Origin of the sequence: Pararhizobium sp. PWRC1-1 (assembly GCF_049897905.1) — a bacterium.
In the GTDB taxonomy this organism is placed as follows: Bacteria; Pseudomonadota; Alphaproteobacteria; order Rhizobiales; family Rhizobiaceae; genus Pararhizobium.
Window position 1 is genome coordinate 52,747 of sequence record NZ_JAFCXE010000009.1, and the last position, 21,192, is coordinate 73,938.

General features: G+C 59.6%; 18 protein-coding genes. 7 read left to right on the top strand and 11 right to left on the bottom strand.

Features of this window, described 5'->3' with window-relative positions:
- The first annotated feature begins 264 nt into the window (after window positions 1-264).
- On the top strand, window positions 265-1,272 hold the full coding sequence (locus tag ACP7E0_RS15425; RefSeq protein WP_426126071.1) for a Fic family protein: 1,008 nt from the start codon (window positions 265-267) through the stop codon (window positions 1,270-1,272).
- A 358-nt stretch (window positions 1,273-1,630) separates the two neighbouring features.
- Entirely contained in the window at window positions 1,631-1,885 is a 255-nt protein-coding gene (locus ACP7E0_RS15430; RefSeq protein ID WP_426125924.1) for a hypothetical protein, read from the top strand.
- 44 nt (window positions 1,886-1,929) lie between these two features.
- Here ACP7E0_RS15430 and ACP7E0_RS15435 read toward each other — a convergent pair whose 3' ends face one another.
- The 4 genes from ACP7E0_RS15435 to ACP7E0_RS15450 all read right to left on the bottom strand — a co-directional run bounded on the left by ACP7E0_RS15435 (window position 1,930) and on the right by ACP7E0_RS15450 (window position 6,202).
- Entirely contained in the window at window positions 1,930-3,027 is a 1,098-nt protein-coding gene (locus ACP7E0_RS15435) for an ABC transporter ATP-binding protein (RefSeq protein ID WP_426125925.1), read from the bottom strand.
- Between the two features lie 11 nt (window positions 3,028-3,038).
- Window positions 3,039-3,857: a carbohydrate ABC transporter permease gene (locus tag ACP7E0_RS15440; protein ID WP_426125926.1), complete on the bottom strand. Its 819-nt coding sequence runs from the start codon at window positions 3,855-3,857 to the stop codon at window positions 3,039-3,041.
- The gene (locus ACP7E0_RS15445) at window positions 3,854-4,765 is read right to left on the bottom strand and encodes a carbohydrate ABC transporter permease (RefSeq protein WP_426125928.1); all 912 of its coding nucleotides are present in this window, start codon (window positions 4,763-4,765) and stop codon (window positions 3,854-3,856) included. Before ACP7E0_RS15445 ends, ACP7E0_RS15440 begins: the two co-directional genes overlap by 4 nt.
- 75 nt (window positions 4,766-4,840) lie before the next feature.
- On the bottom strand, window positions 4,841-6,202 hold the full coding sequence (locus tag ACP7E0_RS15450; RefSeq protein WP_426125929.1) for an extracellular solute-binding protein: 1,362 nt from the start codon (window positions 6,200-6,202) through the stop codon (window positions 4,841-4,843).
- Window positions 6,203-6,531: 329 nt separating this feature from the next.
- Between ACP7E0_RS15450 and ACP7E0_RS15455 the strand changes: the two genes are divergently transcribed.
- On the top strand, window positions 6,532-7,527 hold the full coding sequence (locus ACP7E0_RS15455; RefSeq protein ID WP_426125930.1) for a LacI family DNA-binding transcriptional regulator: 996 nt from the start codon (window positions 6,532-6,534) through the stop codon (window positions 7,525-7,527).
- 11 nt (window positions 7,528-7,538) lie between these two features.
- Window positions 7,539-9,467: a DUF5054 domain-containing protein gene (locus tag ACP7E0_RS15460; protein ID WP_426125931.1), complete on the top strand. Its 1,929-nt coding sequence runs from the start codon at window positions 7,539-7,541 to the stop codon at window positions 9,465-9,467.
- Between the two features lie 108 nt (window positions 9,468-9,575).
- Here ACP7E0_RS15460 and cueR read toward each other — a convergent pair whose 3' ends face one another.
- Together cueR and ACP7E0_RS15470 are read right to left on the bottom strand one after the other, a co-directional pair.
- A complete protein-coding gene (gene cueR / locus ACP7E0_RS15465; protein ID WP_426125932.1) occupies window positions 9,576-10,025 on the bottom strand; it encodes a Cu(I)-responsive transcriptional regulator in 450 nt (149 codons plus the stop codon).
- 62 nt (window positions 10,026-10,087) lie between these two features.
- On the bottom strand, window positions 10,088-12,592 hold the full coding sequence (locus ACP7E0_RS15470) for a heavy metal translocating P-type ATPase (RefSeq protein WP_426125933.1): 2,505 nt from the start codon (window positions 12,590-12,592) through the stop codon (window positions 10,088-10,090).
- A 160-nt stretch (window positions 12,593-12,752) separates the two neighbouring features.
- Between ACP7E0_RS15470 and ACP7E0_RS15475 the strand changes: the two genes are divergently transcribed.
- The 3 genes from ACP7E0_RS15475 (at window position 12,753) to ACP7E0_RS15485 (ending at window position 15,019) form a co-directional block, all read left to right on the top strand.
- Window positions 12,753-12,947 carry a heavy-metal-associated domain-containing protein gene (locus tag ACP7E0_RS15475; protein ID WP_426125934.1) on the top strand — a complete coding sequence of 65 codons (195 nt, stop codon included), beginning with the start codon at window positions 12,753-12,755 and terminating at the stop codon, window positions 12,945-12,947.
- Between the two features lie 14 nt (window positions 12,948-12,961).
- A complete protein-coding gene (copM, locus tag ACP7E0_RS15480; RefSeq protein ID WP_426125935.1) occupies window positions 12,962-13,369 on the top strand; it encodes a CopM family metallochaperone in 408 nt (135 codons plus the stop codon).
- A 108-nt stretch (window positions 13,370-13,477) separates the two neighbouring features.
- Window positions 13,478-15,019, top strand: a complete 1,542-nt coding sequence (locus tag ACP7E0_RS15485) for a multicopper oxidase family protein (protein ID WP_426125936.1) — start codon at window positions 13,478-13,480, stop codon at window positions 15,017-15,019.
- A 382-nt stretch (window positions 15,020-15,401) separates the two neighbouring features.
- Here ACP7E0_RS15485 and ACP7E0_RS15490 read toward each other — a convergent pair whose 3' ends face one another.
- The 5 genes from ACP7E0_RS15490 to ACP7E0_RS15510 are packed head-to-tail and all read right to left on the bottom strand — an operon-like array spanning window position 15,402 to window position 21,094.
- Window positions 15,402-16,514, bottom strand: coding sequence for an ABC transporter permease (locus ACP7E0_RS15490; protein WP_426125937.1), 1,113 nt, complete (start codon window positions 16,512-16,514; stop codon window positions 15,402-15,404).
- Window positions 16,514-17,641, bottom strand: a complete 1,128-nt coding sequence (locus ACP7E0_RS15495; RefSeq protein WP_426126072.1) for an ABC transporter permease — start codon at window positions 17,639-17,641, stop codon at window positions 16,514-16,516. The genes ACP7E0_RS15490 and ACP7E0_RS15495 overlap by 1 nt, the downstream gene beginning before the upstream one ends.
- Window positions 17,642-17,643: 2 nt before the next feature.
- Complete coding sequence (locus ACP7E0_RS15500; protein ID WP_426125938.1) at window positions 17,644-19,386, bottom strand: ATP-binding cassette domain-containing protein; 1,743 nt, start codon at window positions 19,384-19,386, stop codon at window positions 17,644-17,646.
- A complete protein-coding gene (gene hlyD / locus ACP7E0_RS15505; protein WP_426125939.1) occupies window positions 19,383-20,393 on the bottom strand; it encodes a secretion protein HlyD in 1,011 nt (336 codons plus the stop codon). Before hlyD ends, ACP7E0_RS15500 begins: the two co-directional genes overlap by 4 nt.
- Complete coding sequence (locus ACP7E0_RS15510; RefSeq protein ID WP_426125940.1) at window positions 20,390-21,094, bottom strand: CerR family C-terminal domain-containing protein; 705 nt, start codon at window positions 21,092-21,094, stop codon at window positions 20,390-20,392. Before ACP7E0_RS15510 ends, hlyD begins: the two co-directional genes overlap by 4 nt.
- Window positions 21,095-21,192 lie beyond the last annotated feature (98 nt).

Below are 21,192 nucleotides of genomic sequence, written 5' to 3' on the forward strand. Positions count from 1 at the left end.
TGGGATTGCGCGTCACGACCTATCTGCAAGTTGAAAACCAACAGGACGCGCCGGTTGGCTCTCAACCGGTTCAATCCCCTTCATGCGGACCGATTGAACTATATTTCCTTAATGCCCTTTAAGCGAATGGAGGCAGATACAGGACAACGCAGGGTTATGGAAAATGATCCCCAATTTCGAAAAGAAACTCGAGGAAGCGGTCGGGTGTCCTAGGCTTCGGCGCTTGTCGGTGAAAGAAAGCAGCCTCACATCCAAATGAAGGGGATGCGGCTGAACGCCGAAACCCAGCTTTCCCGGGTATTACAACAGCGGAGCGTTCGGTCGCTACCGGCGAAACCGTCCTGGCCACAGCTCTTCTGGAAGACCGAACTCTTGGCCGAACATCTCGCCTCGGTGCGTCATCGTCAAGGACTTCTGATCGGTCGCATGCGGTCGCTCGGCTTCAATCTGCGCGCGGAAGCCGTGCTTGAAACACTGACCGAAGATGTTGTGAAATCGAGCGAGATCGAAGGCGAAGTCCTTGACAAAGACCAGGTCCGGTCATCGATTGCTCGACGCCTTGGCATGGATATTGGCGCTCTTACGCCGGCAGACCGGCATGTCGAGGGCATCGTCGAGATGATGCTTGATGCGACGCAGAATTATGCACAGCCCCTTACGGACGAACGCCTGTTCGCCCGGCATGCAGCGCTATTTCCGACGGGCCGTGGCGGCATGACCAAGATCATCGTCGGCGACTGGCGCAACGGGAGCTCCTGTCCGATGCAGGTCGTCTCCGGGCCTTTCGGCCGGGAAAAAGTCTATTATGAAGCTCCTGCAGCCCAGCGGCTGGACGTTGAAATGCAATCCTTCCTGAATTGGTTCAACAGCGGCCTAACGACCGATCTGGTCATCAAGGCTGCACTTTCGCATCTGGGGTTCGTCACGATCCATCCGTTTGGCGACGGAAATGGCCGCATTGCACGTGCCATCGCGGATATGGCATTGGCCCGTTCAGAAGACAGCGCGCAGCGCTTCTACGGCATGTCCGCGCAAATGCGGCTGGAACGCAGAGACTACGCCATGCTCGAAGCGACCCAAAAGGGTGGCCTGGAATTCACCGCTTGGTTGGACTGGTTTCTCGCATGCCTCGATCGCGCATTCGGTGGCGCCGAAGCCATTTTGACAAATGTCATGCGCAAGGCACGTTTTTGGGAGGCTTTGGCAGAGCGAAAGCTCAACGAACGGCAAGCCAACGTCATTAACCGCTTGCTTGAGGGCTTGAGGGCTTGAGGGCAAGCTGACATCGTCCAAATGGGCGACACTGACCCAGTCATCGCCCGACACGGCACTGAGCGACATCAACGATCTCGTCGCGCGAAACATACTGGTGAAGGACAAGGCGGCGGCCGCAGCACCAGCTACTCACTTGCAGAGTTTGGCTCGCGATCCCGGATAGCTTTGCTGCGATCTCGCCGGTCTGCACGGAGGACCGCGACCGGATCCTTGCACTCAGCCGCCGGCCTTAACCGTCAATACAGATGTCATAGAACAGCACTGGGATGATGAGGCTAAAAGACTCGATTGGTGCAGGGCTGGTGTTGCCTGCCTAATTTCGGCATCCGGGGCATGGCCTTGGATGCCTTGTTCAATGCCAGAAGCTGTTGAGAGCCCGCCCTGCCGTCCCGGGCAGGGCAGGGCGGGTTTGCAGTTTTTAAAAACGGACTGCCAGCATGGCGTCAATACCGTGGTCGGATGCACGGCTGCTCACCTGTCCGGTGTAGTTGATGCCGAGCGTCGTGCCTGGTGCGATGTCGAACTTGATGCCGGCGCCCAGCACGGCGGCATCGCCGGCAGTTGGCCTATATCGAAAATTCAAACCCTTGCAGCAGACAGCAACGTGTGACGTGAACTTCGGTCTCGATCAACTCATGGGTTTTCTGCAAGCCATTATTCACCGACGCCGGGTATTCGCGCACCGGTGCTGTCGAATAGTGTGACATGGGCGGCATCGAAGCCGAGCCGGACATCCTGCTCCATGCGTACTTCCTCATCGGTGAAGATGCGTGCTGTAACCCGGCCATGGCTCCCGCGCTCTATGGTGACGAGGCTTTCTGGCCCCATGTTCTCATTGGCAAACAATGTGCCGGTAATGGCGTTGCCGTCGTTGGTCTGGGCGACACGCAGGTGTTCCGGACGGACGCCGAGCGTCATGCCGGCCGCAGCGGCGGTCGCCTTTGCGTCGTTGACCGGCAGCGGCTCGATCGTCAAGCCATCCGCCCGCAAATGCAGCTTTCCGTCGGCGACCATCGCCTCAACGGGCACGAGGTTCATTGGCGGGTTGCCGACAAAATTGGCAACGAAGGTCGTGGCCGGTCGGCGATAGATTTCCATGGGCGGAGCGAACTGGACGATGCGCCCCTTATCCATGACGGCGACGCGGGTCGCCAGAGCCATCGCTTCTGCCTGGTCGTGGGTCACATAGATCGCGGTCATGCCCATATCGCGCTGCAGATGGTTAAGGAAGGCGCGGGCTTCCAGCCGAAGCTTGGCATCAAGATTGGAGAGCGGTTCGTCGAAAAGATACACCTGGCTCGGATAGACAAGCGCCCGGGCGAGTGAAGTTCGCTGTTGCTGGCCGCCCGAAATTTGGCTCGGCAAGCGCTTCAGGAGATCACCGATCTTCAGCACGTCCGCCACCGATTTGGCACGCGCGTGGCGCTCTTCCACCGACTGGCCGCGGACTTTCAGCGGATAGGCGATGTTGTCGGCAAGTGTCATATGGGGATACAGCGCATAATCCTGGAAGACCATTGAGATCTGTCGGTCTTTCGGGTGCATGTGGGTGACGTCGCGTCCTCCAATCATCACCTTGCCGGACGTCGGGGTCTCGAGGCCGGCGATCATGCGCAAACTCGTCGTCTTGCCGCAGCCGGATGGGCCCAGCAGGCAGATGAACTCGCCATCGTCGATTGAGAAGCTGATGTCGGGCACGGCCAGGAAAGAACCGAAGCTTTTGGAAACGTTCTGGAATTCTACAGTAGCCATAAGTGGATCCGTTAAGACTTGATGCCGCCAAAGAACCGGAAGCCGAACTTCCAGTTGACGAACAGGTAAAGAATGATAACCGGCAGCGAATAAAGGAGCGCATAGGCGCCGAGCAGAGTGACGATCGGTGTTCCTGCCTCAGAATAGAAGGAATAGATCGCGACCGACGCCGGCATGAGGTTATCGCTGCGCAGCAGGATGAACGGGATAAGGAAGCCACCCCAGATGTTCACGAACGCCCAGACCACCACCACCACGATGCCCGGCCGGATGACCGGAAGCGCCACGTCGAAGAAGGCTTGAATCGGCGAGGCGCCTGCTACCATGGCGCTTTCCTCATAGGAGCGCGGAATGGCATCAATGAAGTCGCGAAGGATGAACATCGCAGTCGGCAACAGTCCACCCGCGAACACTAGGATGACGGCGAGGTGGCTGTCGACAAGCCCGATGGCCGAAACGATCAGGAAGATCGGCACCATCGCTGCCGATCCGGAGACGACAGAAGAAAAGAGCAGCAGCAGGTATGTGACCGCGCGTTTCCCCGGCATTGAAGAGCGTGAAAGCGCGTAAGCCGCAAGTGTCGCTGCACCCCCGATGAGGATCACGCCTCCGAAAGCCTGAATCAGGCTGTTCAGCAGCGCCTTCATCGCAAAGGCGTTTTCGAAGACCGTGTGGAAATTTGAGAGTGTGAACGGGGAGGGGATGGCGAGGCCCAGTTCAGCGCGGCCGTTGAACGGCGCAAAAATAAACCAGATCAGCGGCAGTGCAAAAGCGGCACCGAGAAACGAGGCAAGGGCCGAAAAGCCGATTCGGGACAAATAGCGGTTCATTGTTCCGTCTCCTCCGGCTTCTTGCGGGCGATGCGCAGATAGACGAGCGCGAAGGCAAGGTTGATCAGCATGATGACGACACCGACCGCGGCACCCTTGCCGAACTCGAAGTCTTTGAATGCGACGCGGTAGGTATAGATCGACAGGATCTCGGTCCTGTAGGAGGGGCCACCATTGGTGAGCAGAAAGGGTGTGAAGACGTTGAAGGTCCACATCGTAATGAGGATGAGGTCCGTCACCACATGTCCACGGATCAATGGCATCGCGATGTCGCGCAGCTTTTGCCATGAGGTGGCGCCGGCCACGTCGGCGGCCTGGAAATAGCTTGGCGGGATCGACTGGAAAGCCGAGTTGAACAGCATCATCGAGAACGCCGCACCACGCCAGGTATTGAAGAAGACGATGACCAGGAATGGCTGTTGAAGCAGCCAGTCGCCCGGCGGTAGGCCAAGGCCGCGCAATATGGTGTTGAAGGTGCCGTTGTCATAGTCGAGGAAGGCGAACCATGCGAAGCCGATTACCACCTCAGGCAAGATCCACGCAGCGATGACCGCGGTCTGCAGCCCTGACTTCACCGCCGGAGGCACCGATTGGCTCAGCCATGCGAGCAGCAGGCCTAACAGCGCCTGGCCAAATAGAGCTGACAGCAACACGAACTGGATGGTCAGGATCAGTGAGAAGCCGAACTGGCCGCGCGTGAAGAAAGTGTCGGGATTGAAAAGGGCGGTATAGTTCTGCAAACCGACAAAATCAGGATTAAGTGCCGTGGTCCCAAGCAGCGTGCGGTTGGTAAAGGAAACGATGATCACCCAGAAGAAGGGGATGATCACGAACAGGCCAACCAGCGCAGCTGCAGGCGTCAGGAAGAGCGCGCCTGCGCGCGGGGAAAGCAGGGAAAAATTCTTCATGAAGGATTTCGCCAATCCGGCGCCGTTGTTTCAAAGGGCCGGCCGGAGGAAAAATGCACCGGCCGGAATTGCTTGTTAGAGGCGGCTGACGGTGTTTTCAGCACCGACGATGCCGGTGACAGCGGCCTTGAACTGGGCCATCGCGTCCTCAGGTGAGAGTTCTCCCGATACGACGCTTTCAGTCATTCGCTGGATTTCGACGGAGACCTTGTTGTAGTTGGAATCGTTTGGCCGGGCTGTTGTCAGCGGCAGCAACTGGGTAGATGTCTCGGTCAGGAATGGTGCGTTCGGGATCGGCACATCGTCGCGGATGCGGATGGCAGGTTGAATCTCTTGGAAGGCGTCGAGTTGTTCCCGGCTATTCATGAAGGAGAGTAGGCCCCAGGCTTCTTTTGGCGCGTCCGCATGCGGATTGATGACAAATCCGGTGCCGCCGGAAATGGTCACGAAGTCCTGGCCCTTCAGGCCCCGACCGGGCTCGATGGAGGGCATCTTTTTCCAAGTCATGACTGTATCACGGTCAGCGACCGCGAACTCTGCGCCGGGCGCGGTGACGGAGCGGTAAAACCAGTCACCCTCCACCAGCATCGCCGTCTTGCCGTCCCGGAAACTGGCGAAGGTGCGGTTGCGGCCGTCAGCCAGCAACTGCGCGCGCTGGTCGCCGAGCTTTTCATCGACGTAGATGGTCTTGTAAAGCTTCAGCGTATCGAGGATGCCCTGGCTTGAGACGATATACTTGCCGGTCTCGTCTGTGACCCCCTCGCCGGTGCCGAGCAGCGCCATCCAGTAGCCCTGCATGGTGGTTGCCTCACCCATGGATACGCCAGCGTTGATTTGCAGCGGGAACGATTCCGGTTCGGCAGCCTTGATTTTGCGGGCCGCATCAAGCAGCTCGCTCCACGATTTCGCCTGCCAGGTGTCAGCGTCAATGCCGGCTTTCTGGAAGAGGTCCTTGCGCACGAAAAGCATTCGGGCGTCGGTGCCGAGCGCTATGCCGTACGGCTTGCCCTGGTAGCTCATCAGCGCCTTTGGACCTTCGGCAATATGGCTCCAGCCTTCCCAGCTATCGACCTCTGAACCGGCAACCTCCGAGAGCGGCTTCAGAAGTCCACCCTGAACGAAGCTCGGAATAAGAAAGCCGTCGAACTGAGATATGTCGGGGCCAGCGCCAGTGGAGAAGTCTAGTGCGAGCTGCTGCGTCAACTGCTCGTCTTCACCGCCGAATTGGTTAAGCTTGACGGTTACGTCCTTGCCTTCCGCCTTCATCTTGGCGGTGAAGGTCGGGATGACCTTCTGTTCGATCCATTCGGCAGTACCACTGTTGACGCCACCGATAACGCAGCGGCAGGTAATATTGAGGTCAACGGCAAGTGCTGGGCTGGCCAAGGCGATCATCGCCGTCGTCCCCAGCAACAGAGACCGGATATAAGTGTACATTGAAACTCCTCCCGAGAATTTGGCGCGGACAAAACCGTCGCCGTTGCAGCCCTTCACACCGAGCATCGACGCGGCTCCTCCGCCGTTCTTGCCTTCGCCCTTCCTCATTAAGAATGAACACGCTTTCATTTTTGTCAACCCTGCCACAATTGACTTTTGCAATCTCTAAAAATTTGTGCGGAAATCATCGAAAATCGAATGCTTTTGGTGGGTCTACTTGACGCATAGGCGTCATTAGTTCAATCATTCAATGAACACGCTTACAAAAATGTGACAAAATGACCGTGACCAAGCGAATGGAACGAAAGACAGTGCGCGCGACTGCGGACATGGTAGCCAGGCAAGCCAATGTCTCGCGTGTCGCTGTGTCCCGTGCGTTTAATCCCAACGCATCGCTCAAGGCTGATAAGCGCGACCGCATTTTGCAGGTGGCGCGCGAATTGAACTATACGCCAGACATGGCTGCCCGTTCGCTGGTGACGCGACGCTCCCATCTTGTCGGGGTGATCGTTCCGGATGTGTGCAGTGCTTGGGAAAGCCAAGAGATCGACGCGCTGACCAGCGCGCTGCAGGCGGAAGGGTTTGCCACACTTCTGTTCAAAGCCAAGGCCGATCTGAGTATCGATCTAACATTGCTGACCTATATGCGTGGGTTCAATCCGGACTCGGTCATTACCTTTACTGAGAATGTCGATCCCGAGATACTTGGCCGCTTTCTGGATCGCGCCGTGCCGATCTACGTCATTTACGACGGCAACGAGGGGCTGGCTGGCCGCCGCCACGATACTCTGTTCGACAGGCTTGTCGTGCGTCAGCGCGACGGCATCGAACAGGCGGTAGCCTTGTTGCAGGGTTACGGTGCCAAGCGTGTCGCCTATCTCGGCGGTAAGGCGCAATCGCTCGCCAATGTCGAGCGCAGCCGCATGATCAGCGAGATCATGGCCGAGCGCGGCATGGCGCCGCCGATCATGGTTGAGAGTGACTATACCTATGATACGGCGTACCGCGCTACGATGGACCTCTTTCGTGTCGGCGATGGTGCGGACGCCATCTTTGCCTCGAACGATGTCGGCGCTTTCGGGGCGATTGATGCGCTACGCCACGAACTTGGCCTGAGCGTTCCTGGCGACGTCAAGATTGTCGGTTTTGACGACATCCAGCAGTCCCACTGGAAAAGCTACAATCTTACCACCGTCCGGATCGATCTGGACGAGCGCGTTCGCGCTCTCGTCCGCCTGATCCTTAGACGCCTCAAAACCCCCGACGCCGGCCCACTGGTCGAAACGCTAGGCACGCGCCTTGTCGTGCGCGGCACCGTCGGCTGAACGGACCTTTCATGACAGAAAAATGCGTGCATCTGGTCTTCAAGACCCACCTCGATATCGGCTTCACGGACCACGCAGAAAAGGTACGCCGACTTTACCACGAGCGTTTCATCCCTCAGGCGATCGAAACCGGCGCACATTTTTACAATGAAAACCCAGCCGAGCCGAAATTCATCTGGACCACGGGTGCCTGGCTGATCTGGGACTATCTGAATTCCCGCTCAGCGGAAGAGATCCAGACGCTCGAACTGGCAATCGCACGCGGCCTTATTCGTTGGCACGGCCTGCCTTTCACCACACACACCGAGCTGATGTCCCCGGACCTTTTCCGCGCGGGACTTTCCTATTCGCAAGAACTCGACCGGCGTTTCGGTATGAGCACTACCGCCGCCAAGATGACGGATGTGCCCGGCCATACGCTGGGCATGGTGCCGTTGCTGGCTGAAGCCGGTATCCGCTTCCTGCATCTCGGCGTCAACACGGCCTCGCCGCCACCGCAGGTGCCAGACATTTTTCGCTGGCGTGCTCCGGGTGACAAGGAAGTCCTGGTCATGTACCAACGCTCCTACGGTGAAACCCATTTTCCGGAAGGCTTTTCCGACGGACTTAGCTTCGCCCATACGAGCGACAATATTGGTCCACAGAGTATTGCCCAAACTGCGGAGACCTATCGCGGCCTTCGCCACCAGGACCCGCACGCAACGATCAAAGCCGCAACGCTCGATGATTACGGACGGCTGCTTTGGGCCAAGCGTGACCTCTTTCCGGTCGTAGAACTGGAACTCGGTGATAGCTGGATCCATGGCAGCGCCAGCGATCCGCAGAAAACCGCGCGCTTTCTGGCGCTTCAGCGGCTTTATGACCGCTTTGCCACCGAAGGTTTGACCTCAACCCGGCGCGCCTTCGGTCAGCGACTGACCATGGCGGCCGAACATACCTGTGGTGTGGATATCAAGTCCTACCTGCGCGACGACCGAGCCTGGTCGCGCACGGCCTTCGAGGCTGCACGCCTTACGGACTATCGTTTCGCCTATTCAGAAGCCTCCTGGTCCGAGCAACGCGCTTATCTCGATCAGGCCGTCGCAGAACTCGATGGTGGGGATGCGCAAGCCGCCGGTGCCGTCGTTGCCGAACTCGCAGCACCGCCGGTTCCGGCAATTGCGGAGCGGGCAACGACGCTTTCGATTGGCGGTTGGACGATTGAACTGGATAGCATCTCGGGCGACGTGGGCGCCATTGCTGCGCCGTCCGGCCGCACTGTCCGGGGTGATGGTGGGGCACTGATCGGCTATCGCTACGAGAGCTATGATGCCACCGACGTAAACCGGCATATGGAGACCTATCTCACCCATCGCCAGGAATGGGCCGTTCTGGATCATGACAAGCCTGGGTTGGAACGCTCCGGAGCCGCCTTGTCGGAAGTTTTTGTGCCCGCATTGGAGAATGCGGGGGGCGCGAGTATTGTCCTGTCAATGCCCACCCGCGCCTGTTCCCAGTACGGAGCGCCCGAGATCGTATCGTTATGCTTCTCTGAACTCGGGGACGCACTTGAGGTGCGCGTGACGCTGCACGCCAAGCCTGCCAATCGCATGCCGGAGGCAAGTTTTCTCACCTTCACGCCGGCGGGTGGCACCGATTGGCAGCTGCGGAAGATGGAGCTTTGGCACGATGCCCATGCTATCGCTCCCGGTGGAGGAGCCCAGTTGCAGGCCGTCACCGGTGCGCGCTGTGCGCTCAATGGCTTAGGCTCTGTTTGGATCGAGCCGCTGGACTCGCCGCTGGTCGCACCCGCAAGTTGGGATTTTATGACTTATTGCAAGGATCTGCCCGATTTCGGTGCGGGAATTCGCTTTAACTTGCACAACAACAAATGGGGAACTAACTTTCCAATGTGGTGTGAAGGAGATATCTCCGCGCGCTTTCGGATCTGCATCGCCTAGTGGGTCTCGTCGACACCTCATCGAGGTATCACTTATCACCGAGCCTGCCTGCCGGTCGCTTGCGGATGTCATTGGCGACCTGACATGGCGAGCCTGCACTGCCTTTCCTCATTGCGACAGGCGTGCGACTGCGCCGGAGCGAGGCTGGATCGACCGGTCCTCGTCCTCCAGGCCGGTCTCGAGGCCTTGCAGGATTGGGCAGTGCGGGCGGTGGTCGCCGTTGCAGGTGTTGACCAGCATTGTCAGCGTATGGGCCATGTCCTGAAGACCTTTGATCTTCTTTTGCAGCTCGTCGATATGACCCTGCGCCAAACGCTTGACCTCGGCGCTCTGCCGGGTGTCGTCACGCCACAGTCCAAGAAGATCGCTGATCTCGGCAACCGAAAACCCAAGATCGCGCGCGCGGCGGATGAAACGCAACATATGGACGTCGGTGTCGGAATAATCGCGGTAGCCGGACGACTTCCGGTCGGCAGCAGGTATGAGGCCGGTCTGCTCGTAGTATCGGATCATCTTGGCAGAAACGCCCGATGCTTTTGATGCCTGCCCGATGTTCATCAGTATTCTCCTTGAAATGGTGCATCAGCCGGCCCGGATATAGGGCCGGCTGATGCGGTTTGTCAGTTCACCATCTTAAACGTGCGCAACCGCAGTGCATTGCCGAGCACGAATACGCTCGACAGCGCCATGGCGCCTGCGGCAAAGACTGGTGACAGCAAGATGCCGTAGGTCGGATAGAGCAGGCCCGCCGCCACCGGGATCAGTGCGGTGTTGTAGGCAAACGCCCAGAACAGGTTCTGCCGGATATTGCCGATCGTCGCTTTCGACAGGGCGATCGCGTTCGGGACGCCCTGCAGGCTGCCCGACATCAGCACCACGTCCGCCGCCTCGATGGCGATGTCCGTGCCTGTACCGATGGCGAGACCCACATCAGCTTCTGCCAGCGCCGGGGCGTCGTTGATGCCGTCGCCGACGAAGGCGACCTTGCCATACTTGGCCCTGAGGCGGCGAACCGCATCGACCTTGCCGTCGGGCAGCACTTCCGCCACCACCTCGTCGATCCCCAACCGGGCAGCGATCGCCTTTGCCGTGCGGGCATTGTCGCCGGTGATCATCGCCACCTTGAGGCCAAGAGCATGCAGGGCCTTGATGGCTGCGGGTGTTGCCTCCTTGATCGGGTCGGCCACGGCGATGATCGCCGCCAGCTTGCCATCGATCGCGGCATAAAGCGGCGACTTGCCCTCGTCGCCAAGACGTTCGGCAACCTTGGAGAACGCTGCCACGTCATAGCCGAGTTCAATCATGTAGCGGTCTGCACCGATCTCGACGCACGTGCCGTCAACCTTGGCCTTGACGCCAAAGCCCGTCACCGATTCGAAGTCCGAAACGTCCGACAGCAAAATGCCTTCCGCAATGGCAGCGTCTACGATCGCACTGGCAATCGGATGTTCCGACTTGGCCTCGACGGCAGCGACGAGACTGAGGACAGACGGACGGTCGAAGCCATCAGCCAGTTCCAGATCGGTCAGGGCCGGCTTGCCTGCAGTCAGCGTGCCAGTCTTGTCGAGCGCCACAACTTTGGCATCCTTCAGCAACTGGAGTGCTTCTCCCTTGCGGAAGAGCACGCCGAGTTCCGCGCCACGGCCGGTACCCACCATGATGGAGGTCGGCGTTGCCAGACCCATGGCGCACGGGCAAGCGATGATCAGCACGGCAACCGCATTAACCAGCGCGAAGGTGAGCGCAGGCGACGGGCCGAAAGTGAGCCAGGCGGCAAAGGTCAGCGCCGCGACCGCAAAGACAGCCGGTACGAACCACATGGTGACCTTGTCGACCAGTGCCTGGATCGGCAGCTTGGAGCCCTGGGCTTCTTCGACCATGCGGATGATCTGCGACAGCACCGTATTGCCGCCGACCGCCGTGGCGCGGAAAGCGAACGCGCCTTTCTGGTTGACCGTGCCGCCGACGACCGCACTGCCCACCGATTTTGAAACCGGGATCGGTTCGCCGGTAATCATCGACTCGTCGACATAGCTGGCGCCTTCCACCACTTCGCCATCGACAGGCAGACGTTCACCGGGACGAACCTCGACGATATCGCCTGATACCACTGAGCCGATCGGCAGATCGACCGTCTTGCCATCCCTTTGGACACGCGCCGTCTTGGCTTGCAGGCCGGCCAGGCGTTTGATCGCTTCGGACGTCCGGCCCTTGGCACGAGCTTCAAGCAGGCGGCCGAGCAGAATAAGCGTCACGATAACAGCGGCTGCTTCAAAATAGACGTTGATCGTTCCGGGCGGCAGGAAGCCGGGTGCGAAGGTTGAGACAAGCGAATAGCCATAGGCTGCAAGCGAACCGACGGCCACAAGCGAGTTCATATCGGGGGCAAGACGCCAGAGCGCCGGAAGCCCCTTGTCATAAAAGCGAATGCCCGGAATGAACAGCACCAGCGTCGTCAGCGCGAACTGGATGTACCAGCTCCACTGCATGCCGATCGTCGATTCGATGAGGCCATGCACGCCCGAAATAAGGTGCGATCCCATCTCGATGAGGAAGATCGGCGCCGTCAGCACTGCCGCGATGGTGAAGTCGCGGGTCAATTCACGGCGCTCTGCGTCCCTCTTTTCGGCGCGCTCGGCACTCTCGTCCTCGCCGTCATTGCCGGCGGTCATGCCGATTACCTTTGCGTCGTAACCGGCGCTCTCGATCGCCGCAATCAGGGCAACCCTATCGGCGGTTCCGTGGATCGTGGCACGCTCCGTCGCCAGATTGACGACCGCCTCCGTCACTCCGGGGATAGCCCTCAGAGCACGTTCGACGCGGCCGACGCAGGATGCGCAGGTCATACCATCGATCGATAGTTCGGTGGGTCCGACTGGGCCGGCGGATTTTACCGGCACGGAATAACCGGCATTTTCGATGGCCTCGATAAGCCTTTCGCGGGCAACAGGCGATTGGGTCGTGATGCTCGCGCGCTCCGTGGCCAAGTTGACCGATACGGACTCAACGCCTGGGACGGCTTTTAAGGCCCGTTCTATACGACCGACGCAGGATGCGCAGGTCATGCCCTGGATGGGGAACGATATCGCTCCAGATAAGCCTGTTGTTCGAACGGGGGCATTCATAGCCGCCTCCTTTTCTCGTTCCGAAATTCAAGTTCGGACGGAAGATGGGGCTTCCAACCATGGGAAGGTCAATAGCAAATTTTCCTTCTCCGCACCACTTGACCTTCCCATGGTTGGAAGCCCCATCTTCAGCGTCATAAACCAAACAAGGAGAATTCCAATGGAACTGAGAATCGAGAACATGACCTGCGGCGGCTGCGCCAAATCCGTTATCAAGGCGATCCAGTCGGTCGATCCCAATGCCGGGATCGAGACCAATCCCGCCGCACGCACGGTCAAGGTCGAGACGACCGCGACCTCGGCTACCCTTCAACAGGTTCTCGAGGAAGCCGGCTACCCGGCCACCACGAGCTGAACAGGAGCGATATCATGAACAAGCTCACGCCAATCTTCATCGCAAGCTCTCTGGTTATCAGCGCAGGCCTTGCGGTCGCGCAGAGCCAAATGAAGAAGGACAATGCGACGCAGGGACACGACGTGACGGGAATGGAGATGTCGGACAAGGAGATGCCGACCTCCGACACCCCATCCATCAAGGCTTACCTGGCCGTCAACGACCGCATGCACAAGGACATGACGGTCGAGTTCACCGGCGATGCCGATATCGACTTCATGCGCGGCATGATCCCACATCATCAGGGTGCTATCGATATGGCGAAGGTCGTGCTGGAGTACGGCAAGGATCTGCAGGTCCGCAAACTCGCCGAAGAGGTGATCAAGGCACAGGAGGGCGAGATCGCCATGATGAAGACATGGCTCGCCGCTCGCGGTCAGTAGCAATATGAGGGCGGCTCCAAGGAACCGCGCCTGGCTTAACAAAGAAGACTCAAGACAGAGCTCAACGGCATTGCCGTTGACTGTCAATGACCGAGAGGAAGACGACCAATGCATCGGCGGACTTTTCTGACGAGCCTTGCGGGTCTCGTCGTTGCCGGACCTTCGGCTGCCCAGATGAAACACGATATAGGCGGCATGGGCGGCCACGGTAATCCCAACATACCCATGGCGGGCACCAATCCCATCTTGCCGGAAGGGCAGCCGCTCAAGGCGTTGCCACGCCTGTCCAACCTGTCGGCGGTGCCTGGCGTATTCAAAGCAGAGCTGGCTGCGGAGCCAGGTTTCGTGCGGTTCGCCGAAGGGCTCGATACACCTGTGCTGCTGTACAACGGCACCAATCCCGTGATCGAAGCCCGTGAGGGAGACAAAGTCGAGATCAGTTTCAAGAACAGGATTCCGGGCGAGCCCACGACGATCCATTGGCATGGCATGCCAGTCCCGGCCGACCAGGATGGCAATCCGAATGACCCTGTCGCCTCGGGTAGCGAGCGCCTCTATGCGTTCGATCTGCCGCAAGGCAGCGCCGCATCCTACTGGTTTCATCCCCATCCCCATGGTTTGACCGCCGAGCAGGTCTATCGCGGGCTCGCCGGGATCTTTATCGTCAAACCGAAGGATGATCCCATCCCACCGGAGTACGGTGACACGATCCTCATGCTCACCGATCTCAGGATCGGCGCTGACGGGATGATGCCGGAGAGCACGATGCCGGATCTGATGAACGGTCGCGTCGGCGATCACGTGCTCGTCAATGGGCAGAAGAACCCGGCGATGCCCATAGCGCTTGGCGAAAAGCGCCGTCTCCGTCTTTACAACGCGACGAATGCGCGGTTTCTGCGGCTCACGTTCGACAATGCCAGCATGACCATCGTTGGAACCGATGGGGGTTTGATAGAAGCGCCCGTTGCCGTCAATGAACTCCTGCTCACGCCGGCCGAACGCGTCGAAGTGATCGTTTCCTTCGACAAACCCGGAGCGGCGAGGCTGACGACGCTGGACTATGAGCGCGGTTGGATGGGTCCGGACAAGCCGAACGAGGCCGGGATGATCCTTTTGACGGCAAACGTATCGGAAGAGGCGGTGGCTGCGACGCTGCCCCTGCCGGCAAAGCTACGCTCCATCGAACCTCTCGGTAATCCGGTTGTGACGCGCCGGTTTGTGCTGACGGAATCCATGGGCGGAATGGACCATGGCAGCATGTCGATGCAGGGCATGGATCACTCCAGCATGTCCATGTCTTCCGAGAGCATGGAGATGAAGTTCCTGATCAACGGCGCAAGCTTTGACATGAACCGCATCGATGAAGTCTCGAAAGTCGGACAGGTCGAACTCTGGGACGTCGTCAATGCCGCGGATATGGATCATCCGTTTCATGTGCATGGGACGCAGTTTCAGATTGTTGAGTACGAAAAGGACGGGAAGATCACCACACCATCCTATCGCGCGTGGAAGGATACCGTGAACATCGTGGCCGGCGAGACGGTCAGGATACTGCTGCGCCAGGATCTGCCGGGCCCGCGCATGTATCATTGCCACATCCTCGAGCATGAACAGCTCGGCATGATGGGTACGATTGACGTTCAAACCTAGCCTGGATCATCGAATGAACCCTGCATATCCTGCTGGAAGGCGCTCCCGCCAATGCCGGCAGTTCCCAGATCTCCGAACATCTTCGCACGGCCGTTCCGGGCATTCAGAACGTTAGCCACATCCAAGTCTGGTCACCGACCTCCGGTCGCGTGCTGGCGACACATCAGGTGCAGCCGATGGACGGGGTCGAAGTCCGTAGTGTGGTCAAACAAGTCGAGCACGAATTGATTCAACATCGAACACCCGACGATCGGAATCAACTGGGAAGGAAACGCTTCCTGCAGTCTGGAAGAGGCGGGCAATGCCACCGGCTCCCACACCGGTCACGCGCATTAACTGACTGCGTGTTCCAGTCCACTTACCCGGGCATATAAATTCTCGTCTACTCCAGCCTCCGCCGGAATAGCCAGGCGGCAGCACTTAGCGTTACCATGGCGATAAGACACAGAGGGATGGTCTGGTTGATGACTTCGGCAAGGCTAATGTCTTTGAGGAACACGCCTTTCACGACAATCAGGAAGTAGCGCAGCGGGTTGATTAGCGTGACCGGCTGGAGCCAATCAGGCATGTTCTCGATCGGCGTTGCGAATCCGGACAACAACATGGCTGGCACCATGAACAGGAAGGCGCCGAGGATTGCCTGCTGTTGCGTCATCGACAGTGCCGAGATGAACAGCCCGATGCCGACCACCGAGGCGAGGTAGAACAGCGAGCTTCCATAGAGCAGGAACAGCGAGCCGCGCAAAGGCAGCTCGAAGATGAAGATCGCCGCAAGGATATAGGCGGTGATGTGGAACAGGCCGATCATCATTGGTGGGATGAGCTTGCCGATCAGGATTTCATGGACCCTCAGCGGCGAGACCATCAGCTGATCGAAGGTGCCGAGTTCGCGTTCGCGCGCGATCGACAATGCCGTGACGATCAGCCCGATCAGAAGCGCTATACTGGCGATCAGGTTTGGCACCATGAACCATTGATAGATGAGGTTCGGGTTGAACCAATTGCGCGGGATTGTCGATACCGCGCGCGCGGCGGCGCGTTTTCCGGCCGGCGTTTCGGCGGCAAGGCCTGCGGCGATCTGGGTGAGGTAACCGGAAACGATCTGCGAGGCATTCGAGCGGCGGCCGTCAAGAATGAACTGCAGATCAATAGCTGTTCCCGCCTCGATATGACGCGAAAAATCCGGGCTGATCTCGACGGCGGCGATAACGGCCTGATTGTCGATCGCCTGGCGCACCTGGTCTGGATTGGCGGCGATCTCGATCCGGCGGAACGTCGGTGATCCTTCGATGCGCTCGACCAGTTCCTGTCCCCAATGGCCGCTGTCGCGATTGAGGATCATCACATCGACGTTGCGGACCTCAAGCGTCGCCGCATAAGAAAAGACGAGAAGTTGCAGGATGGGCGGCCCGATCAGGATGGCGCGGCCTTTCGGATCGCGCAACACCGCCAGCAGTTCCTTGACGATCAGGGCCCGAAGCCGCGTCCACCACATCAGCCGATCCTCTTGCGCGTGCTGCGGGCGGCCAGAACGAAGAAAATGCCGCCGATCAGGAGCATGACGGTCATCGAGTGCAGGAACATCGGCCAGATATCGCCGGCAAGGAAGACGGTCTGCAGGCTGGGGATCAGATATCGTGCGGGCACGATATAGGTGATCCACTGGATGACGGTCGGCATCGAATTGATTTCGAACAGGAAGCCGGAGAGAAGGAAAGCCGGAAGGAAGGCGGAGATCAACGCCAGTTGCGACGCGAGAAACTGGTTCTTCGTTGCAGCCGAAATGAGGAGGCCTTGCCCAAGTGCCGGGATGAGAAACGAGGCCGACAGTGCGTATAGCGCCAATACAGAGCCGCGAAACGGCACACCGAACAGGAAGACGGCAAGAAGGACACACAATGTCATCGCCGCAAGGCCGAGGACGAAATAGGGGAAGATCTTGCCGATCAGCAGCTCGATCGCTGTCACCGGCGTGGCCATCATCGCTTCCATCGTGCCGCGTTCCCATTCGCGGGCCACGACCAGCGATGTCAGCAAAGTGCCGACCAGCGTCATGACGATGGCGATCGATCCGGGAACGAGAAAATAGCGGCTGGTAAGTTCGGGATTGAACCAGAAGCGCTGCTCGACGGTGATTGCAGACGGTTCCTCGGCCATCAGCGTCTGGCGCTGGCGCTCCCAGTTGGCGACCGTGCCCTGCGCATAGTTCTGCACGAAATTCGCCGTGTTGGGCTCCGAGCCGTCGACGATGATCTGGATCTGGGGCCGTCTTCCCGCGGCATAGTCGGTGGTAAAATTGGCCGGGATGACCAGGATGCCGCGAATGCGGCCGTTGACCAGGTCGTCCTCGAAGAAGCGGCGATCCTGGCGGGTGGTGACTGAGAAATAGCGCGACGCCTGAAAACTCGCGGCCAGCGCCTGCGTCAGCGGTGTTGTCTCTTCTATGACCAGCCCGACGCGCGTGCGGGTGACGTCGAGCGAGACGCCGTAACCGAACAGGAAAAGCAGGATGAGCGGCAGGACGAAGGCAATCAGCGTCGTGCTGGGATCTCGCATGGCCTGGTAGCTTTCCTTGCGTACCAGGGCCAAAAAGCGCCGCATCCGGCCGGATGTCGAAGAGATGCTCATGCCGCTTCCTTCGCCCCGGTTTCGGATCGCTCGACCAGAGCGATGAACGCATCTTCCATGGTGGGATCCGGTTTATCCTTGCTGACGACACTTGTCTTCAGCTCATCCGGCGAGCCGAGGGCTATCGAACGGCCGCGATAGATCAGTGAAATCCGGTCGCAATATTCGGCCTCTTCCATAAAATGGGTGGTGACCAGAACCGTGACGCCTTTCTCGACCAGCGCATTGATATGCGTCCAGAATTCCCGGCGAGTGATCGGATCGACACCAGAGGTGGGCTCGTCCAGAAAGAGAGCCTGCGGCTCGTGCATGACGGCGCAGGCGAGCGCCAGCCGCTGTTTCAGGCCAAGCGGCAGATCCTTCGACGACTGGCCGGCATGGCGGCCGAAATCGAAGATCTCGTTCATCAGCGCAACGCGCTCCCGCTTGCGCTGACCGGACAGACCATAGACACCGGCGAAGAAATTGAGATTTTGGCCGATGCTGAGATCGCCGTAGAGCGAGAATTTCTGCGCCATATAGCCGAGCTGGTTGCGGGCGGAAGCGGCATCGCGGCGCAGATCAAAGCCGGCAACGCGGCCTTCGCCCGCAGTTGGCTTCAAAAGGCCGCAGAGCATCTTGAATGTCGTGGACTTGCCGGCACCATTGGGGCCGAGCAGCCCGAAGATCTCGCCGCGACGGATATCGAAGGTGATGGCGTCGGCGGCGGTGAAATCGCCGAATGTCTTGGTCAGCCCCTTGGCCTCGATGACTGGACAGTCATCCTTGGCAGAGAGCGTTTGCTGAGCCTCGGCCAGTTTCGAGCGGCCGCCAGGCCCGCCGCCGAGCATGTCGATAAAGGCATCCTCGAAGCGCGGTGAGGCAGGTACAACCGACGCACCGTCTCCAGCCGGCAAGATGTCCGGCAGCGCGCTATTCCCGGTCACAATCCGGATGGCCTCGCCCTGAATGACGCCGTCGATGATGCCCGCCTTGTCGAGAAGCGTGGCAAGTATCTGCCGCTTGCGGCCGGACATACCCGAAACCTTGAAAACCCGGCCTTCGACGCGCGCGGTCAGCTCCGCCGGCTTGCCGGAAAAGAGAAGCTTGCCCTGGTTGAGCAGAAGCACCGCGTCGCAGGCCTCTGCTTCGTCAAGATAGGCAGTCGACCAGACGACGCCAACGCCTTCCCTGGTCAGGTTCTCGACCATCTTCCAGAGCTCGCGGCGCGAGATTGGATCGACGCCGACACCGGGTTCGTCAAGCAGTAGCAGGCGCGGCTTCTTGAGCAGCGCGCAGGCAAGACCGAGCTTCTGCTTCATTCCGCCGGACAATTTTCCGGCCAGGCGATCGGCGAAGCGTTTGAGGTCGGTGAATGTCAGGAGTTCGTTGAAGGTTGCCGCGCGCTCATCCTTCGGCAGGCCGCGTAGATCCGCGTAGAGATTGAGGTTTTCCTGCACCGACAGGTCTTCGTAAAGTCCGAACCGTTGCGGCATATAGCCGATCGACGCCTGGATCGCGGCGGGGGTTTTGGCCGTATCAAAACCAAGCGCCACGACGGTACCGCTATCCGGCAGCATCAGGCCGGTCATGAGCCGTATCAGGGTCGTCTTTCCGGCGCCATCCGGACCGACGAGCCCGGTGATTTCGCCACTCAGGATCGATCCTGAGACGGTATCGAGCGCAGGCGACACGCCGCCGAAGCGTTTGGTCACGCCCGAAAGCCGAACCAGCTCGGTCTTGTCCGGTATGGAGGTCACTGTCCGGTTTCCCCGGCTTGGGGTAGACGAATGGTAACCGGCATGCCCTGGCGCAGGTCAGCGCCCGGCTTGTCGATAACGATGCGCAGCCGGTAGACGAGATCGGTGCGAAGCTCCGGCGTTTCCACGGTCTTCGGGGTGAATTCCGCAACCGGCGAGATGAAGCCGATCGTGCCGTCATAGGCGTCGTCCGGTCTTGTGTCGGAGTTGACTTTGACCTTCATGCCGGGATGGATGCGGCCGAGATCGGGCTCTGAAACATAGGTCCGCACCCAGACCGGTTCGGTCAGCGACAAGACGAAGACGATATCGGCGGGTGCCACGATAGCCCCACTCTCGCGCACGCGTGATAGCAGGATGCCGTCATTGGGCGCGCGCAGCTCGGTATCCTCCAACGAGGTGAGGGCAGATTCGAGCGTCGCCTGGGCCGCCCGCAGTTGGGCCTCGGCGGCGGCGATATCCTCGGCGCGGCTGCCTTCCTCGATCAGGTTCAGCGCCTCCTTGGCGGCTTCGGCGCGGGCGGCGGCCATTGCCTTGGCAGCGACGGCCTGATCGTAGGTGGCCTGGGAGATCGTGCCGCGTGGTTGAAGCTGCTGGGCGCGCTCAAGTTCGAGTTCGGCATTCTGGAGATCGGCCAGGCTGGCATTGTAGGACGCGCGTGTTTGGGCAATCTCCGTCGGGCGGGGACCTGCCTTCAGCTTGTCGCGTGTGGCGCGCAGGGCTGCGACATTGGCATCGGCCGAACGGACGGCGTAATCGTACGGGCGGGCGTCGAGCCTGGCGAGCACCGTGCCGTTCTTAATGACATCGCCTTCATCAGCGGACAGCTCGGCGAGGCGGCCATTGACGCGGAAGCCGAGCGAGACTTGGCGGATATCGACATTGCCGTAGAGCACGAAATCCGTTTTTGCCTCGTCCTGCAGGCCCAGCTTCTGAGGTAGCCCGAACCACCAGGCGGCACCGCCCGCGGCGGCAAGCAGGAGGATGAGGATCGCGATCTTCTTCATGCCGCAGCTCCTTTTGCCGGCTCAAGAACGGCGACGAGTTCCGCGGCATGCTTGCGCAGGACGGCAATCTCGTCTGCGCCGATCTGCTTCCATTCCATTTGCGCGAGAACCGCGGCATGGGCCACGCGAAAAACAAGGATACTGCCAACGAAAGACAACGTGCGCAGCCGCACAAGTTCCAATGCCGGATTTTCGCTAAGAACCGTGGCAATCAACCGCCGGGCGATCTCGATTATCGGCCGCATAATGCCCTCGTAGACCCGACCAAAGGCTTCGGTCGGCTCCATCTGTTCGCGAATGATGAAGCGCGCCCAGGATTCAGACGTCTTGCTGACGAAGAGCGTGATCATCGTTTCAGCCATCTGCGTCAGGAAGGCCCGCGCCTCCGCCGGCGCCATGCTTTCGCCGGACACTGCAAGTTCCTCCAGCCGGGCACCAATCGACTGGCGCATGCCGCCGACATGGGTGCCGATCATCTCCGCCAGGTAATCGGCGGTGGCGAGGTAAAGGCCTTCCTTGCCGGCAAAATAATAGGGAATGGCCTGCAGGTTGACGCCGGCCGCGTCCGCCAGTTGCCGGGTTGATGCGCCGTCGAAACCATAACGGCCGAACACATCGAGAGCCGCGGCGAGCAGCTTTTCCTTGCGGGAGGGGTCCGCGCCTGCGGCGGATGCGGTCATGTCGGTTTTGATTTTAGCCATGCCGCACATATACCCTCCACTGAAAGATAAGTCAATCGAATGAATTATCTCATCCTTCCATCCCGGTCACCACCCGGCCGCGGCCGCGGCAGCATACC

Bases quoted from the DNA above. Each gene is read 5' to 3' on its own strand.
- ACP7E0_RS15425 (WP_426126071.1), top strand. From the start codon at position 265: ATGCGGCTGAACGCCGAAACCCAGCTTTCCCGGGTATTACAACAGCGG.
- copM (WP_426125935.1), top strand. From the start codon at position 12,962: ATGAACAAGCTCACGCCAATCTTCATCGCAAGCTCTCTGGTTATCAGC.
- ACP7E0_RS15450 (WP_426125929.1), bottom strand. From the start codon at position 6,202: ATGTACACTTATATCCGGTCTCTGTTGCTGGGGACGACGGCGATGATC.
- ACP7E0_RS15430 (WP_426125924.1), top strand. From the start codon at position 1,631: ATGCCAGAAGCTGTTGAGAGCCCGCCCTGCCGTCCCGGGCAGGGCAGG.
- ACP7E0_RS15490 (WP_426125937.1), bottom strand. From the start codon at position 16,514: ATGTGGTGGACGCGGCTTCGGGCCCTGATCGTCAAGGAACTGCTGGCG.
- ACP7E0_RS15475 (WP_426125934.1), top strand. From the start codon at position 12,753: ATGGAACTGAGAATCGAGAACATGACCTGCGGCGGCTGCGCCAAATCC.
- ACP7E0_RS15470 (WP_426125933.1), bottom strand. From the start codon at position 12,592: ATGAATGCCCCCGTTCGAACAACAGGCTTATCTGGAGCGATATCGTTC.
- cueR (WP_426125932.1), bottom strand. From the start codon at position 10,025: ATGAACATCGGGCAGGCATCAAAAGCATCGGGCGTTTCTGCCAAGATG.
- ACP7E0_RS15435 (WP_426125925.1), bottom strand. From the start codon at position 3,027: ATGGCTACTGTAGAATTCCAGAACGTTTCCAAAAGCTTCGGTTCTTTC.
- ACP7E0_RS15485 (WP_426125936.1), top strand. From the start codon at position 13,478: ATGCATCGGCGGACTTTTCTGACGAGCCTTGCGGGTCTCGTCGTTGCC.
- ACP7E0_RS15440 (WP_426125926.1), bottom strand. From the start codon at position 3,857: ATGAACCGCTATTTGTCCCGAATCGGCTTTTCGGCCCTTGCCTCGTTT.
- ACP7E0_RS15455 (WP_426125930.1), top strand. From the start codon at position 6,532: ATGGTAGCCAGGCAAGCCAATGTCTCGCGTGTCGCTGTGTCCCGTGCG.
- ACP7E0_RS15445 (WP_426125928.1), bottom strand. From the start codon at position 4,765: ATGAAGAATTTTTCCCTGCTTTCCCCGCGCGCAGGCGCGCTCTTCCTG.
- ACP7E0_RS15460 (WP_426125931.1), top strand. From the start codon at position 7,539: ATGACAGAAAAATGCGTGCATCTGGTCTTCAAGACCCACCTCGATATC.
- ACP7E0_RS15510 (WP_426125940.1), bottom strand. From the start codon at position 21,094: ATGGCTAAAATCAAAACCGACATGACCGCATCCGCCGCAGGCGCGGAC.
- hlyD (WP_426125939.1), bottom strand. From the start codon at position 20,393: ATGAAGAAGATCGCGATCCTCATCCTCCTGCTTGCCGCCGCGGGCGGT.